Below are 14,635 nucleotides of genomic sequence, written 5' to 3'. Positions count from 1 at the left end.
TTATGCAATTTTTGAATATGTTCTTTTTTGATATCTACCCCTATCTGGCCGGTACGGTATTTCTGGTAGGAAGTTGGCTGCGTTACGATTACGGCCAGTACAGCTGGCGGGCAGGTTCCAGTCAGATGTTGAGTAAGAAGGGAATGCGGTTTGCCTCTAACCTGTTCCATATTGGGATACTCGGCATCTTTTTTGGTCATATCGTTGGTCTGCTGACCCCGCACTGGGTCTATCAGTCCTTCCTGCCGATTGCCGCCAAGCAGCAGCTGGCGATGATTGCCGGCGGCATCTGCGGCGCAATGACGCTGATCGGTGGCGGTCTGCTGCTGAAGCGCCGCCTGACTAACGTGCGCGTGCGGGCAACCAGCAGCTTTGCTGACATTATGATCCTGACGCTGTTGGTGGTTCAGGCGGCACTGGGACTGTTAACTATTCCATTCTCGGCGCAGCATGCGGATGGGTTAGAAATGATGAAGCTGGTGGGCTGGGCGCAGGCGGTGGTAACCTTCCACGGTGGCGCATCGCAGCACCTGGAGGGCGTGGCCTTTATCTACCGCGTGCATATGGTACTGGGTATGACATTGTTCCTGCTTTTCCCGTTCTGCCGCCTGGTGCATATCTGGAGCGCGCCGGTCGAGTACCTCACCCGTCGCTATCAGCTGGTGCGTAACCGCCGCTGAAAATAAACGGTGAAATATAAAACGGGCAGGTATCTACCAGCCCATTTTTTATACGTTGCTACCCCTGCCATCAGGCTTATCGCTGTGAGCAGGCGCTTAAAGCCCCTTTTGATTTCTGCCCGAACCCGCTGCGAACCGGGTCTTTCAGAGGGTTATCAACCAGCGCCTGTTAATGCCGGATTAAACCAGTGATTTCAGACGATAAATCCATTCCAGCGCCTGGCGCGGCGACAGCGAGTCGGGATCGAGCGCTTCCAGTGCTTCAACGGCGGGGGATGTCTCTTCCACCAGCAGCGGCAGCTGCGAGCCATCGGCTTTAGTGGCGACGGCACTGCCGGAAAGGGCTTCAAGCTCTTTCAGCTTCTGCCGCGCGCGCTTAATCACGTCCTTCGGCACACCCGCCAGCGCAGCGACCGCCAGCCCGTAGCTTTTGCTGGCTGCGCCATCCTGCACGCTGTGCATAAAGGCGATGGTATCGCCGTGCTCAACGGCATCAAGATGAACGTTAGCTACACCTTCAATCTGGTCCGGCAGCGTGGTCAGCTCGAAATAGTGGGTGGCAAACAGCGTCATCGCTTTAATACGGGTAGCCAGGCTTTCCGCGCAGGCCCAGGCCAGCGACAGGCCGTCGTAGGTGGAGGTTCCACGGCCAATTTCATCCATCAGCACCAGGCTGTACTCGGTGGCATTGTGCAGGATATTGGCGGTTTCGGTCATTTCCACCATAAAGGTGGAGCGGCCAGATGCCAGATCGTCCGACGCGCCGACGCGGGTAAAGATTCGGTCTACCGGGCCGATGACCGCCTGCTCTGCCGGAACGAAGCTGCCGATACAGGCCATCAGCGTGATCAGCGCGGCCTGGCGCATATAGGTACTTTTACCGCCCATATTCGGGCCGGTAACGATCAGCATGCGGCGCTGCGGTGAAAGCGACAGCGGGTTGGCGATAAACGGCTCTTTCAGTACCTGTTCAACCACCGGATGGCGCCCCCCGGTCAGCTTAATTCCCGCTTTATCGCTCAGCGTTGGGCAGCTGTAGTTTAGCGTCCATGCACGTTCGGCCAGGTTGCTCAGCACGTCCAGCTCGGCCAGTGCAGCGGCGCTCACCTGTAACGCTTCCAGGTGCGGCAGCAGCATATCGAACAGCTGCTCATACAGCGCTTTTTCCAGCGTCAGCGCTTTGCCTTTTGAAGTCAGAACTTTATCTTCATATTCCTTCAGCTCGGGAATGATATAGCGCTCGGCATTTTTCAGCGTCTGGCGACGTACATAGTGAATCGGCACCTGATGGCTCTGGCCACGACTGACCTGAATGTAGTAACCGTGGATGGCATTGAACCCGACCTTCAGCGTGTCCAGACCCAGCTTTTCACGCTCGCGGACTTCCAGTCGGTCTAAATAGTCGGTCGCACCGTCAGCCAGCGCCCGCCATTCATCCAGCTCTTCGTTATAGCCCGGAGCGATAACGCCACCGTCGCGCACCAGCACCGGCGGGGTTTCGATAATCGCGCGCTCAAGCAGTTCACGCAGTTCAGCGAACTCACCCATCTGGCTGCGCAGGGTTTGCAAGTGGCCGGTTTGATTATTTTCCAGCACCTGGTTCAGCAGCGGTAGCTGCTGGAAGGAATGTCGCATACGGGACAGATCGCGCGGGCGCGCGGTACGCAGCGCCAGACGTGCCAGAATTCGCTCAAGATCGCCGACCTGACGCAGCAACGGCGACAGTTCATCATTGAGATCCTGCAGGGCAGAAATACTTTGCTGACGCTGGGTAATCACCTGAGTATTGCGCACCGGGCTGTGCAGCCAGCGCTTCAGCATGCGGCTACCCATTGGCGTCACGGTTTTATCCAGTACCGAAGCCAGCGTGTTTTCAATGCCGCCGGAAAGGTTCTGCGTGATTTCAAGATTTCGGCGGGTGGCCGCATCCATAATGATGCTGTCCTGCTGGCGCTCCATGGTCAGCGAACGGATATGCGGCAGCGAAGTGCGCTGGGTATCTTTCACGTACTGCAGCAGACAGCCTGCGGCACGCAGCGCCTGATGTGCCTGCTCCACCCCGAAACCGCTGAGATCGCGAGTGGCGAACTGCAGGTTAAGCTGCTGGCGGGCGGTATCCAGCTCAAACTCCCACAGCGGACGGCGGCGCAGTCCGCGGCGGTTTTCAATCAGCGCCATCGACGGGAAGTCTTCCGGGTACAGCAGCTCGGCCGGGTTGGAGCGCTGCAGCTCAGCGGCCATTGTTTCCTGGTCTTCCGGCTCTGCTACACGGAAACGGCCGGAGCTGATATCCAACGTGGCGTAACCAAATCCGCGCGCGCTCTGCCAGATGGCCGCCAGCAGGTTATCCTGGCGCTCCTGCAGCAGCGCTTCATCGCTGATCGTTCCTGGGGTGACAATGCGCACCACTTTACGCTCAACCGGGCCTTTGCTCAGTGCCGGATCGCCGACCTGCTCACAAATCGCCACGGATTCGCCCAGCTGTACCAGCTTCGCCAGATAGTTTTCTACAGCGTGATAGGGCACGCCCGCCATCGGGATTGGCTCTCCGGCGGAGGCGCCGCGTTTGGTCAGCGAAATTTCCAGCAGCTGAGATGCACGTTTGGCATCGTCATAAAACAGTTCGTAGAAGTCACCCATGCGGTAGAACATCAGGATTTCCGGGTGTTCAGCTTTCAGTCGCAGGTACTGCTGCATCATTGGGGTGTGTGAGTCTAAATTTTCTATTGTACTCATCGGTTTGTGATATCCATTTTCTTAATTTTTAATAAGTTAGTGATTGTTGTGGTTATCATTAGGTTTCACGTTGTCTCATCGAATATCATGAAATCCTGCATTTAAATGTAGGTTAAAGTGTAGCTTGCCAACCTATGGCCTGGTAAAATATGGGCACATACAGCGCAACCTACATTTATGTTCATGACTGCATAAGGTGCATGATAACGGAGTCTTTATGGCAGGAAAACAAGAGGGAAAGCCACTTTCGTTTAAAGCGGTAGAAATGATGAAGCCTGGCGACAAAGATAAGGCTGATGTAGGCGAAAATCGAGGCTTACGTGTCTCCTGTGGTGCAACTGGGGTTAAGTCTTTTTTCTACCGTTACACAAGCTCTCTGACTGGCAACGGTTCTGCCGGGCGAATAATCTGGCACCCAGTATGAGCCGGCGTGGCAACTGCCGGGATAATGCGGTAGCCGAATCGTTCTTCAGTTCACTGAAAAAAGAACGCATCAGGAAAAGAATATACAAAACCCGGGAGCTGACCCGGGCCGATATCTTCGATTACATTGAAGTCTTCTATAACCGGGCCCGGCGCCACAGTCATCTCGGCGGCGTCAGTCCGGAGGCCTTCGAACAGGCCTCGTCGTGAGGACAGAATTTGTCTACTGTCGTGGGGGCAGTCCATTTATGGCTCTGAGGTGTCTGTTAAACCCATAGCGATTAAGTATTAAGAAATAATGAACCTTAAAACCTCTTTACGATATGGCGAATCATTCAATTCTTCGCTTAATTTCCCTCTTTATTCATTTGGATGAATGAATACTTCTTGTTGTTCTTAAGCATCATTAATCTTTAAGCAGGTGAACTTGTGCAGCCTGAGCGACAGGGCTATTCTTCCAGAATCATCCGCGCTCTCAAATACCAGACTATGAAAAAATATCGAATAGACAACCAGTTACTCTACGATCCTGCGGACCGCTCTTTGGTGAGAATTGATGACGATCTCTCCTGGATGGTTCTTACCCATATAAGTAACCGGCTATTCCGTCTTTTCCTGGAAAGTGACGGTAGTACTATCCCACGTGACATCATTTTACAAAAAGTCTGGGATGAACACAGTCTGACCGCTTCTGGTAGCAACCTAAATAATTATATCAGTAGGTTAAGGAAGCAGCTTGTCGCACTTGGTCTGGAAATACCGTTGCTCATCACGGAACCCAAAATTGGCTTCAGAATAGATGCCGATCGGGTGAGCGTTGAGCTTTATCCTGATGAGAAACAAATGGAAAATCTCCCGGATACTGTTGCCCACATCGATAAAAAGCCGCTACATTTTGCCGATAAGACGTGTGGTTTCAGAAGCCCTGCGTATTCGTTAAAAAGGAGCTGGTTTTGGCTCGCCACCACCGTCACGGCTGGAACGCTGAGTGTACTTTTATGAGAAGGGATCGCTGCTTTTAATGCTCCTGGTCCTCGTATGATAAGTGGTGTTAAATATTATTTCACAGAGAGTGGCTGCTCATTCTACACGCCTGAAATAGCTATAGCAGTATCGATGCCGAAAATTCTCGCAGGGTCATTTTATCACTGGCAAATAAATATTCTGCATCCTGTTATGATAATAACGTTGTCATTTATGATTTTTTTGGAGTGTTTAATAATAATGTTTATAACGGAAGGGCACTCATCTCAAATTGTAAAGCGGAAGGTGGATAAATAGTAAGTTGCGAAAGCCATTTCATATACTCAGTGAGTGATTATGATGAATAAAATTATTATTTTTGTTTTGCTGGCTGTTTTTTACTGATTTCTTTTAGCGTGTTTTTTTATAAAAAGTCCTCTGAAAAGAATATGCTCAATTTCGAATGTTTAAGTCAGTTTACTTTTCTGCTGGGTGAAAAAGAATCACTGCAGAAAGAAAGTGCGATGCTGCGTTATCATGCAAAGCCTGAGGGTACTGGTTTGTACAGCGTTGATGGCATCTTTGATAACGTACGGAAAAATATCGCGTTGCCCGTACCGTTCATTTCACCTATAAACCTTATGGCAATGAGACCTATCATTTTACCGTCACCGCCGTTGAGATTAACCAGCGAGAAACTGTGCCGCAGGAACTTTACTGGCGCTATTTATCGGATAAAGTGGGCACCACCCGCGTATCCAAAATCAGTAAACTTGGCCGCAATGCTTATATCCTCGGTACAGCGACAACGCCGATGGTGATTTGCACCCGAGCCAGATGATCAAGGGTTTTGTCTGCCGAATGCTTTCAGTACCGCGATCATTTTTCTTAACAAATATTCGCGGTCGGATAGGACGGCATAGCATTATCATCGCAGACCGGACAGGCTGGAACTCCTGTGAGGTTGCGATATCTAATGCTGCAACTGAGTAAACATCAGCCTGACTGAGTTAGCCAACCTGATATCTGTGGCGACAGCATGTTGGCGTGTCGCTCGTTGTCGTTAAAAGTGGAGACGTTATGCGTAAGTTGCAAGTGATATTATGTTCAGCGGTATTCTCAACGTTGGCTCTCACCAGCGTGTCTGCTGCCTGGGCAGAAGATGAGCAGGGTGCGGTACTGCAGGCCCCTGAGTCGGTTGCTCAGCAGACGGATTCAGCCGCGCCGGAAAGCCAGGCCACGGAAGCGCCAGCTGAAACCGCTACCGCTGAGCAGCCATCCGATCAGACCGTACAGGCACTGGCAAATTCTGCCGATCCCTATAGCGTAAAAAGCTTCTTCGCTGACTTTACGCATTTTGCCATTGGCGACACGGTGCCTGAACTTTATCGTACGAAAAAATATGAAGTGACTCAGTGGACGGTACGTCATCTCCCTGCGCCTGTTGCAGAAAGCCACTGGACCTATATGGGCGGCAATTATGTCATGATCGCCAATGCTGACGGGAAAATCCTCAAGGCAGAATCCGGCGAGATCTATTATAAACACTGATTGAAACCCTGCGGCGGGGCGTTTTTTCTACCCGCTGCGCAGTTTTATCGCCTGACAGGTAAATCCACTTTAATTCTATCCCGACTCTGTTTTACCATCTGCTTTCTGATTTTTCATGCACGGCAAAATGGATACCCCATGCGTTTTCTGGCAACTCTTCTTCCCGCAGTCGTATTACTCTCCGCCTGTAGCAGTCAGCCGCATCAGGCTCCGGCTGAACCGCACGGTAATCCGTTTAAGGGAAACGGCGGTTTTCTGTTAAGTCCCGATTACTCGGCCGCTCCGTTCGGCGGTGATTTTTCCGATAACCAGGCGGCGAATGCCTTTATCGATAAGATGGTGCGTGAGCACGGTTTCGAACGCCAGCAGCTCCATGATGTGCTGGGGCAGGCGAAGAATCTGGACTGGGTAATCCGCCTGATGGATCGCCAGGCTCCGACAACCGCGCAGGGGCCAACCAGACCTAACGGTGCCTGGATGCGCTACCGCAGCAAGTTTATTACGTCGGACAACGTGCAGAACGGTGTCGCCTTCTGGAATCAGTATCAGGATGCGCTGCAGCGTGCGCAGCAGGTTTACGGCGTTCCGCCGGAAATCATCGTCGGGATTATCGGGGTGGAAACGCGCTGGGGCAGGGTGATGGGTAAGACGCGTATTCTTGATGCTCTGGCGACGCTGTCCTTTAACTATCCGCGCCGTGCCGCCTACTTCAGCGGCGAGCTGAAAACCTTCCTGCTGATGGCGCGTGAAGAAGGCAATGACCCGCTGAATCTGCGCGGTTCTTTTGCCGGTGCGATGGGCTACGGTCAGTTTATGCCATCGGCATTTAAGCAGTATGCGGTGGACTTCAACGGCGACGGTCATATCAACCTCTGGGACCCGGTGGATGCAATCGGTAGCGTCGCGCACTATTTCCAGGCTCACGGCTGGCTGACCAACGGTACGGTTGCCGTACAGGCTAACGGCCAGGCTCCGGGGATGGAAAGCGGATTCAAAACGCGTTATTCGGTAGCGACCCTTGCTGCAGTCGGGCTGTCGCCACAGATCCCCCTGGATAATAACCAGCAGGTTAGCCTGCTTAAGTTCGATATGGGTACCTACTATCAATACTGGTACGGCCTGCCGAACTTCTATGCAATTACCCGCTATAACCACAGCAACCATTACGCTATGGCCGTATGGCAGTTGGGCGAGGCAGTCGGGCGCGCCCGCCAGGGAATGTAGCTCCCGCCGGTTAAATTGTTGCGATTTCGTTATTTATCGCCAGCGCGGTCGGGCATACACTGTGTCCGGCCGCACTGACCAACTGAGCGAGGAATAATGAAAGACTGGAATCCCGATCTTTACCGACAGTTTGAAGCAGAACGTACCCGCCCGGCGCAGGAGCTACTGAGCCGAATCCCTTTGACACACGTCACCTTTGCCACCGATCTTGGCTGTGGGCCTGGTAACAGTACCGAGCTGCTGTGCAACGTCTGGCCCGATGCGCATATTACCGGGCTGGACAGCTCGCAGGCGATGCTTGATAAAGCACAACAACGGTTACCGGGGTGCACGTTTATTCGCGAGGATATTCGCCAGTGGCAGGCCGTTCAGCCACAGGATGTTATCTATGCTAACGCTTCGCTGCAGTGGCTGACTGAACATCAGACGCTTTTTCCTCATCTGATTGCCCAGCTGGCGCCGTCGGGCGTGCTGGCAGTACAAATGCCGGACAACCTTGAACAACCTACTCATCGTTTGATGCGGGAAGTGGCGCACCGTGCACCGTGGGTGGATATTATCGATCCGCAGTCCGCCGACAGGAAGAAGCTGTTGTCCACCGAGCAGTATTACGATCTGCTGTGTGGAGCGGGCTGCCGTGTGGATATCTGGCGTACCACCTACTATCACGTAATGCCTTCGCCACAGGCGATTGTTGACTGGCTGCGAGCGACTGGGTTACGGCCGTTTCTTGCCGCACTGGAGGAGCAGCAGCAGGGGGCGTTTCTGGCCGCTTATCAGTCGGAAATTTCACAGGCCTATCCTGCCCGCGCCGATGGTAACCTGCTGATGGCTTTCCCCCGTTTGTTTATGGTGGCGCAGAAAATTTAACGCCGGCCTGGAAGAGGGGCCGCAAAAATGGCTTCATCTGCTTCTCGTCCCCTGGAAAAATGTTAGGCTTTGCGGCAATAAAAACGGAAAAAGGTACGCACCATGACGGATGAGCAATTAACGCAGTTAAGTACGCGTGTCGGTCAGCAACTGCTAGCCCGTGGCGCAACGGTTACCACCGCTGAATCCTGCACCGGGGGCTGGATTGCAAAGGTTCTGACCGATATTGCGGGCAGTTCTGCCTGGTTTCATCGCGGCTTTGTGACTTACAGCAATGATGCCAAACAGCAAATGATCGGCGTAAGCGAACGTTCGCTGACGGAACACGGTGCTGTCAGCGAATCCGTCGTGCGTGAGATGGCACAGGGCGCGCTGCGCGAAGCCGCTGCTGATTTCGCGATCTCGGTGAGTGGTATTGCCGGGCCGGATGGCGGCAGTGAGGAAAAACCTGTGGGTACGGTATGGTTCGGTTTTGCCAGCGCAGGCGGTGAAGTGCTGGCAGATCGCTACTGTTTCAGCGGAGACCGTGAGGCCGTTCGCCGTCAGGCAACTGCCCGGGCATTACAAACCCTGCTCGATCGCTTTCTGAAAAATTAAACTTGATACTGTATGACCATACAGTATAATCACTGCATATTTTAGAGACAAAGCAGCGTCCGCGTGTGCTTTACCCGCATGACTAGGAGTAAAAATGGCTATTGACGAAAACAAGCAAAAAGCACTGGCAGCAGCGCTGGGCCAGATTGAAAAACAATTTGGTAAAGGCTCCATCATGCGCCTGGGTGAAGACCGTACTATGGATGTTGAAACCATCTCTACCGGTTCTTTATCGCTTGATATCGCGCTGGGCGCGGGCGGCCTGCCGATGGGCCGTATCGTCGAGATCTACGGACCAGAATCCTCAGGTAAAACCACGCTGACCCTGCAGGTGATTGCTGCCGCACAGCGTAAAGGTAAAACCTGTGCCTTTATTGACGCCGAGCACGCGCTGGACCCCGTTTATGCCAAGAAGCTGGGCGTGGATATCGATAATTTGCTGTGTTCTCAGCCGGATACCGGAGAGCAGGCGCTGGAAATCTGTGATGCACTGGCACGTTCCGGCGCAGTCGATGTCATCATCGTTGACTCCGTTGCGGCACTGACGCCAAAAGCGGAAATCGAGGGTGAAATTGGTGACTCTCATATGGGCCTTGCGGCACGTATGATGAGCCAGGCGATGCGTAAGCTGGCTGGTAACCTGAAAAACTCCAATACGCTGCTGATTTTTATCAACCAGATCCGTATGAAGATTGGTGTGATGTTTGGTAACCCCGAAACCACAACCGGTGGTAATGCGCTTAAATTCTATGCTTCCGTGCGTCTGGATATCCGCCGCATCGGCGCTATTAAAGAAGGCGACGAGGTTGTGGGCAGTGAAACCCGAGTTAAAGTGGTGAAGAACAAAATCGCTGCACCTTTCCGTCAGGCTGAATTCCAGATTATGTACGGCGAAGGCATCAACATCTTTGGTGAGCTGGTGGATCTGGGCGTGAAGCACAAGCTGATTGAAAAAGCGGGTGCATGGTACAGCTATAACGGCGACAAAATCGGTCAGGGTAAAGCGAATGCGTCTAACTTCCTGAAAGAGAACCCGGAAAAAGCTAACGAAATCGATGCAAAGCTGCGTGAGCTGCTGCTGAATAACCAGGATCAGAAAGCTGATTTTGTGCCAACGGCAGAAGAAGCGAATGAGGAAACTCACGAAGACTTCTGATTCGTCTGATGTTTTTGTATCAAGAAAAAGGAACGGTAACCCCGTTCCTTTTTTTATGGGTGATTTGTGCCTGGAAAAGGGCATCATAATCCGGCCAAACCTTCCTTCACCAATGTGTATTTTCCTCGTCAGTATCGCCGCCAGACGTTACCCTTATGGATGTATTTTTTGCATAAACATGGTGCTGCCTCTATGACAGAGCATTCAGAACGGACCCGGCATGCTCGCTTACTGGAGCGAGCAACGCGCATTCTTGCTATGCGTGACCACAGTGAGGCGGAGTTTCGCCGCAAGCTAACGTTAGCCACTGAACGCGCGGCGCAGTTTTCCCGTAGTGAAACCCCGCCGGAGCCGTTAACACCAGAAGAGATCGACCAGGTTGTAGAATGGTGTTACCAGCACAACTGGCTGGATGATGCTCGTTTTGCTGAACGCTATCTGGCAGGGCGCAGCAGGAAAGGCTATGGCCCACAGCGCATCAGGCTGGAACTGGGCCAGAAGGGAGTGGACAAAGCCTTAATTGATGAGGCAATGTCTAACACGGAAACGGACTGGCAAAGCCTCGCTTTCAATCTGGCCGAGCGCAAGTTTGGCTTGCCGTTGCCGACGGAATGGAAGGAAAAAGCGAAAGTGCAGCGTTATCTGATGACAAAAGGCTTTTTTATGGAAGATATCAGGTCTGTTTTTACAAATTTTGACGATTGAACGCCAATGGGATTTTACTTCCCTCCGAAGAAAATTTATCTTATTCACCACTTTTTGTTCGTGTGTCGCCGCAGGCAAGTGTAATTCCGGCGCAGCAAGACCCACGAAACGTTCGTTAGCGTGATTCCAGGACAAATATGAGCAAGAGCACTGCGGAGATTCGTCAAGCGTTTCTCGACTTTTTCCAGAGCAAGGGACATCAGGTTGTAGCCAGTAGCTCCCTCGTCCCCAACAACGATCCGACTTTGCTGTTTACCAACGCCGGGATGAACCAGTTCAAGGATGTCTTCCTTGGTCAGGATAAACGCAGCTACTCCCGTGCGACGACCTCGCAGCGCTGTGTACGCGCCGGTGGTAAACACAACGATCTTGAAAACGTTGGCTACACTGCCCGCCACCATACTTTCTTCGAGATGCTGGGCAACTTCAGCTTTGGTGACTATTTCAAGAAAGAGGCAATTTCCTTTGCCTGGGAACTGTTGACCGGACCGGAGTGGTTTGCACTGCCGAAAGAGAAACTGTGGGTGACCGTGTACGAAACCGATGACGAAGCTTTTGATATCTGGGCGAATGAAATCGGTGTACCTCGCGAGCGTATTATTCGCATCGGCGACAATAAAGGCGGCGCTTACGCTTCAGATAACTTCTGGCAGATGGGCGATACCGGCCCTTGTGGTCCGTGCTCTGAAATCTTCTTCGATCACGGCGACCACATCTGGGGCGGACCTCCGGGCAGCCCGGAAGAGGATGGCGATCGCTATATTGAAATCTGGAACATCGTATTTATGCAGTTCAACCGTCAGCCTGACGGTACTATGCTGCCGCTGCCAAAACCGTCCGTGGATACCGGTATGGGCCTGGAGCGTATTTCTGCGGTTCTGCAGCATGTGAACTCGAACTATGAAATCGATCTGTTTGCGAAACTGATTGCCTCTGTTGCTGAGGTGACCGGCGCCAGCGATCTCGGCAATAAATCACTGCGCGTGATTGCTGACCATATCCGTTCCTGTGCTTTCCTGATCGCCGATGGCGTTATTCCTTCTAATGAAAACCGTGGCTACGTTCTGCGCCGTATTATTCGTCGTGCGGTTCGTCACGGCAATATACTGGGCGCGAAGGGCACCTTCTTCTATAAACTGGTTGCGCCACTGATTGACGTGATGGGCGCGGCGGGAGAAGAGCTGCAGCGTCAGCAGGCTCAGGTTGAGCAGGTTCTGAAGTCAGAAGAAGAGCAGTTCGCAAAAACCCTGGAGCGCGGTCTGGCACTGCTGGATGACGAGCTGGAAAAACTTCAGGGTGATACCCTGGACGGTGAAACCGTCTTCCGTCTGTATGACACCTTTGGCTTCCCGGTGGATCTGACTGCCGATGTATGCCGTGAACGTAACCTGAAGATTGATGAAGAAGGTTTCGAGCGGGCGATGGAGCAGCAGCGGCAGCGCGCACGTGATGCCAGCGGTTTTGGTGCTGACTACAGCAGCGTGATCAGCATTGATAAAGCATCAGCGTTTAAAGGCTATGACCAGCTGGCGCTGAATGCGACCGTTACCGCCATCTTCGTGAATGGCCAGGCGGCTACTGAAATCACCGCCGGGCAGGAAGGGGTGATCGTTCTGGATGAAACGCCATTCTATGGCGAATCAGGCGGACAGGTTGGTGATACGGGCGAGCTAAAGGGCGAGAGCACCAGCTTCACCGTGACCGATACTCAAAAATATGGCCAGGCTATTGGCCATAGCGGCAAGCTGCTCGCAGGGACATTACGCATTGGCGATCGTCTGGCGGCTCAGGTTGATGAAGCGCGTCGCGCGCGTATCCGCCTTAACCATTCCGCGACGCACCTGCTGCATGCTGCGCTGCGCCAGGTTCTGGGCGATCACGTTGCTCAGAAAGGCTCACTGGTAAACGATAAATACCTGCGTTTTGACTTCTCGCATTTTGAAGCGATGAAGCAGCAGGAAATCCGCCAGGTTGAAGAGATCGTTAACGCACAGATCCGTCGCAACCTGGCGATTGATACCGATATCATGGAGCTGGAAGCGGCCAGAGCCAAAGGCGCCATGGCGCTGTTTGGCGAGAAGTATGACGATCATGTGCGCGTTGTCGGTATGGGCGACTTCTCAACCGAGCTGTGCGGGGGCGTTCACGCCAGCCGCACTGGTGATATCGGCCTGTTCCGTATCCTGTCTGAATCCGGTACGGCTGCGGGCGTGCGCCGTATTGAAGCCGTAACGGGTGAAGGTGCGCTGTCTCAGGTTTATAGCCAGAGCGAACAGCTGCTGGATATTGCTCAACTGGTGAAAGCAAATAGCAGTAACCTTAATGACAAAGTTCGTGCGTTGATCGACCACGCTCGCGGGCTGGAAAAAGAACTGCAGCAGCTGAAAGATCAGCAGGCCGCGCAGGAGAGCAACCTTCTGAGCAGTAAAGCGATTACCGTAAAGGGTACAAAGCTGCTGGTTAGTGAATTGAAAAACGTTGAGCCGAAAATGCTACGTACGATGGTAGACGATCTGAAGAATCAGCTCGGCTCCGCGGTTATCGTACTGGCAACCGTTGCAGATGGAAAAGTCTCTCTGATTAGTGGGGTGACTAAAGACCTGACCGATCGTGTGAAAGCGGGTGAGCTGGTTGGCGAACTTGCGCAGCAGGTTGGCGGGAAAGGTGGCGGTCGGCCAGACATGGCTCAGGCGGGCGGCACAGATGCACAGGCACTCCCTGCTGCACTGGCTGGCGTTGAGTCCTGGGTGGTTGCAAAACTGTAACACCGATAAAAATGTACCGCTGATGAGCGCCAGGAAGCGAAAACCTGGCGCTCTTCATATGCGGTGCGCACTGTAATCATAAAGTCAGGTTGATGAGCAGGTTTTCGGCTAAACTAAGTATCAGCAGAATGTATTAGTATGAGGATGCACTCTTGGTGTATTTGTCATAATCTACATTGCACGTTGTATGATGGATAATGCCGGGAACAGTTAACCCGACTCTTTTAATCTTTCAAGGAGCAAAGAATGCTTATTCTAACTCGTCGAGTTGGTGAAACCCTCATGATCGGTGATGAGGTTACTGTAACTGTGCTGGGTGTTAAAGGTAACCAGGTCCGTATTGGCGTGAACGCCCCTAAAGAAGTATCGGTGCATCGCGAAGAGATTTATCAGCGTATTCAGGCTGAAAAAACTCAGCAAACGAGCTACTAACGTATTCCGTGCCTCGCTCTCTGTAGCGAGGTCACTGCAGCTTTGCCCCTTTCGACCTCATTTTGCCTCGCGATCCTTACATTTCTTCTTTTCGTTTCTTGGTTTTTTATCAAATTAGCTGCTCTGGTGGATTTTTGCTGCTGCGCTTTTCCTAGCAGAACCCCATTTTTACTGTTGATAATTCACTCTTTTTGCCTTTAAAACCGCCTGATTGCATGGCTTTTGTGCAATTGAACGTAGAGGGTGAAAAAAGGGGGAGAAATTGTTTGACTTACAACGCCCAGAAAGTAATATGTGCGCCACGCAGTGCCGATGAGCAGTTAGAAAGTTCTGAAGCACAACTCGAAAGAGTGCTAGTGGTGAGGTGGCCGAGAGGCTGAAGGCGCTCCCCTGCTAAGGGAGTATGCGGTCAAAAGCTGCATCCGGGGTTCGAATCCCCGCCTCACCGCCATTTTGCATCCATAGCTCAGCTGGATAGAGTACTCGGCTACGAACCGAGCGGTCGGAGGTTCGAATCCTCCTGGATGCACCAT

The 14,635-nt window shown here is 52.6% G+C and carries 11 protein-coding genes, 2 tRNA genes and 3 pseudogenes; 15 read left to right on the top strand and 1 reads right to left on the bottom strand.

The window, feature by feature from the left end; genetic code table 11:
• Positions 1–2 precede the first annotated feature (2 nt).
• Complete coding sequence (gene narI / locus AC07U6_RS07205; protein WP_200563408.1) at positions 3–680, top strand: respiratory nitrate reductase subunit gamma; 678 nt, start codon at positions 3–5, stop codon at positions 678–680.
• Between the two features lie 180 nt (positions 681–860).
• Here the strand turns inward: narI and mutS are convergent, their stop codons facing one another.
• The gene (gene mutS, locus AC07U6_RS07200) at positions 861–3,416 is read right to left on the bottom strand and encodes a DNA mismatch repair protein MutS (RefSeq protein WP_494763621.1); all 2,556 of its coding nucleotides are present in this window, start codon (positions 3,414–3,416) and stop codon (positions 861–863) included.
• Positions 3,417–3,633: 217 nt separating this feature from the next.
• On the opposite strand from mutS, the pseudogene AC07U6_RS07195 reads away from it, so the two are divergent.
• The 14 genes and pseudogenes from AC07U6_RS07195 to AC07U6_RS07130 form a co-directional block, all read left to right on the top strand.
• Positions 3,634–3,801: pseudogene (locus AC07U6_RS07195) on the top strand (tyrosine-type recombinase/integrase); the annotation flags it as partial.
• Positions 3,795–4,049: pseudogene (locus tag AC07U6_RS07190) on the top strand (IS3 family transposase); the annotation flags it as partial. The pseudogenes AC07U6_RS07195 and AC07U6_RS07190, both read left to right, overlap by 7 nt.
• A gap of 219 nt (positions 4,050–4,268) precedes the next feature.
• On the top strand, positions 4,269–4,841 hold the full coding sequence (locus AC07U6_RS07185; protein ID WP_494763620.1) for a winged helix-turn-helix domain-containing protein: 573 nt from the start codon (positions 4,269–4,271) through the stop codon (positions 4,839–4,841).
• A gap of 568 nt (positions 4,842–5,409) precedes the next feature.
• Positions 5,410–5,643 (top strand): annotated as a pseudogene (locus tag AC07U6_RS07180) (FidL-like protein); the annotation flags it as partial.
• 239 nt (positions 5,644–5,882) lie between these two features.
• Entirely contained in the window at positions 5,883–6,353 is a 471-nt protein-coding gene (locus AC07U6_RS07175) for an RcnB family protein (protein WP_494763619.1), read from the top strand.
• 138 nt (positions 6,354–6,491) lie between these two features.
• A complete protein-coding gene (gene mltB / locus AC07U6_RS07170) occupies positions 6,492–7,577 on the top strand; it encodes a lytic murein transglycosylase B (RefSeq protein ID WP_494763618.1) in 1,086 nt (361 codons plus the stop codon).
• Between the two features lie 96 nt (positions 7,578–7,673).
• Positions 7,674–8,447 (top strand): trans-aconitate 2-methyltransferase, encoded by a 774-nt coding sequence (gene tam, locus AC07U6_RS07165; protein ID WP_494763617.1) that lies wholly within the window; start codon positions 7,674–7,676, stop codon positions 8,445–8,447.
• A 102-nt stretch (positions 8,448–8,549) separates the two neighbouring features.
• Positions 8,550–9,044, top strand: coding sequence for a nicotinamide-nucleotide amidase (gene pncC, locus AC07U6_RS07160; RefSeq protein ID WP_494763616.1), 495 nt, complete (start codon positions 8,550–8,552; stop codon positions 9,042–9,044).
• A 94-nt stretch (positions 9,045–9,138) separates the two neighbouring features.
• Positions 9,139–10,200, top strand: a complete 1,062-nt coding sequence (recA, locus tag AC07U6_RS07155) for a recombinase RecA (protein WP_494763615.1) — start codon at positions 9,139–9,141, stop codon at positions 10,198–10,200.
• Between the two features lie 192 nt (positions 10,201–10,392).
• Positions 10,393–10,905, top strand: coding sequence for a regulatory protein RecX (locus AC07U6_RS07150; protein WP_494764538.1), 513 nt, complete (start codon positions 10,393–10,395; stop codon positions 10,903–10,905).
• 137 nt (positions 10,906–11,042) lie between these two features.
• Positions 11,043–13,670 carry an alanine--tRNA ligase gene (gene alaS / locus AC07U6_RS07145; RefSeq protein ID WP_494763614.1) on the top strand — a complete coding sequence of 876 codons (2,628 nt, stop codon included), beginning with the start codon at positions 11,043–11,045 and terminating at the stop codon, positions 13,668–13,670.
• 246 nt (positions 13,671–13,916) lie between these two features.
• Complete coding sequence (csrA, locus tag AC07U6_RS07140) at positions 13,917–14,102, top strand: carbon storage regulator CsrA (protein ID WP_004155916.1); 186 nt, start codon at positions 13,917–13,919, stop codon at positions 14,100–14,102.
• A gap of 358 nt (positions 14,103–14,460) precedes the next feature.
• A tRNA-Ser gene (locus tag AC07U6_RS07135) sits at positions 14,461–14,553 on the top strand.
• 4 nt (positions 14,554–14,557) lie between these two features.
• Positions 14,558–14,634 (top strand) — tRNA-Arg (locus AC07U6_RS07130).
• Position 14,635 lies beyond the last annotated feature (1 nt).

This window comes from Erwinia sp. GW821-FHT03D09, from assembly GCF_059420805.1.
The sequence above is the reverse complement of the archived record's forward strand: the minus strand, read 5'-3'. Positions and strand labels throughout refer to the sequence as shown.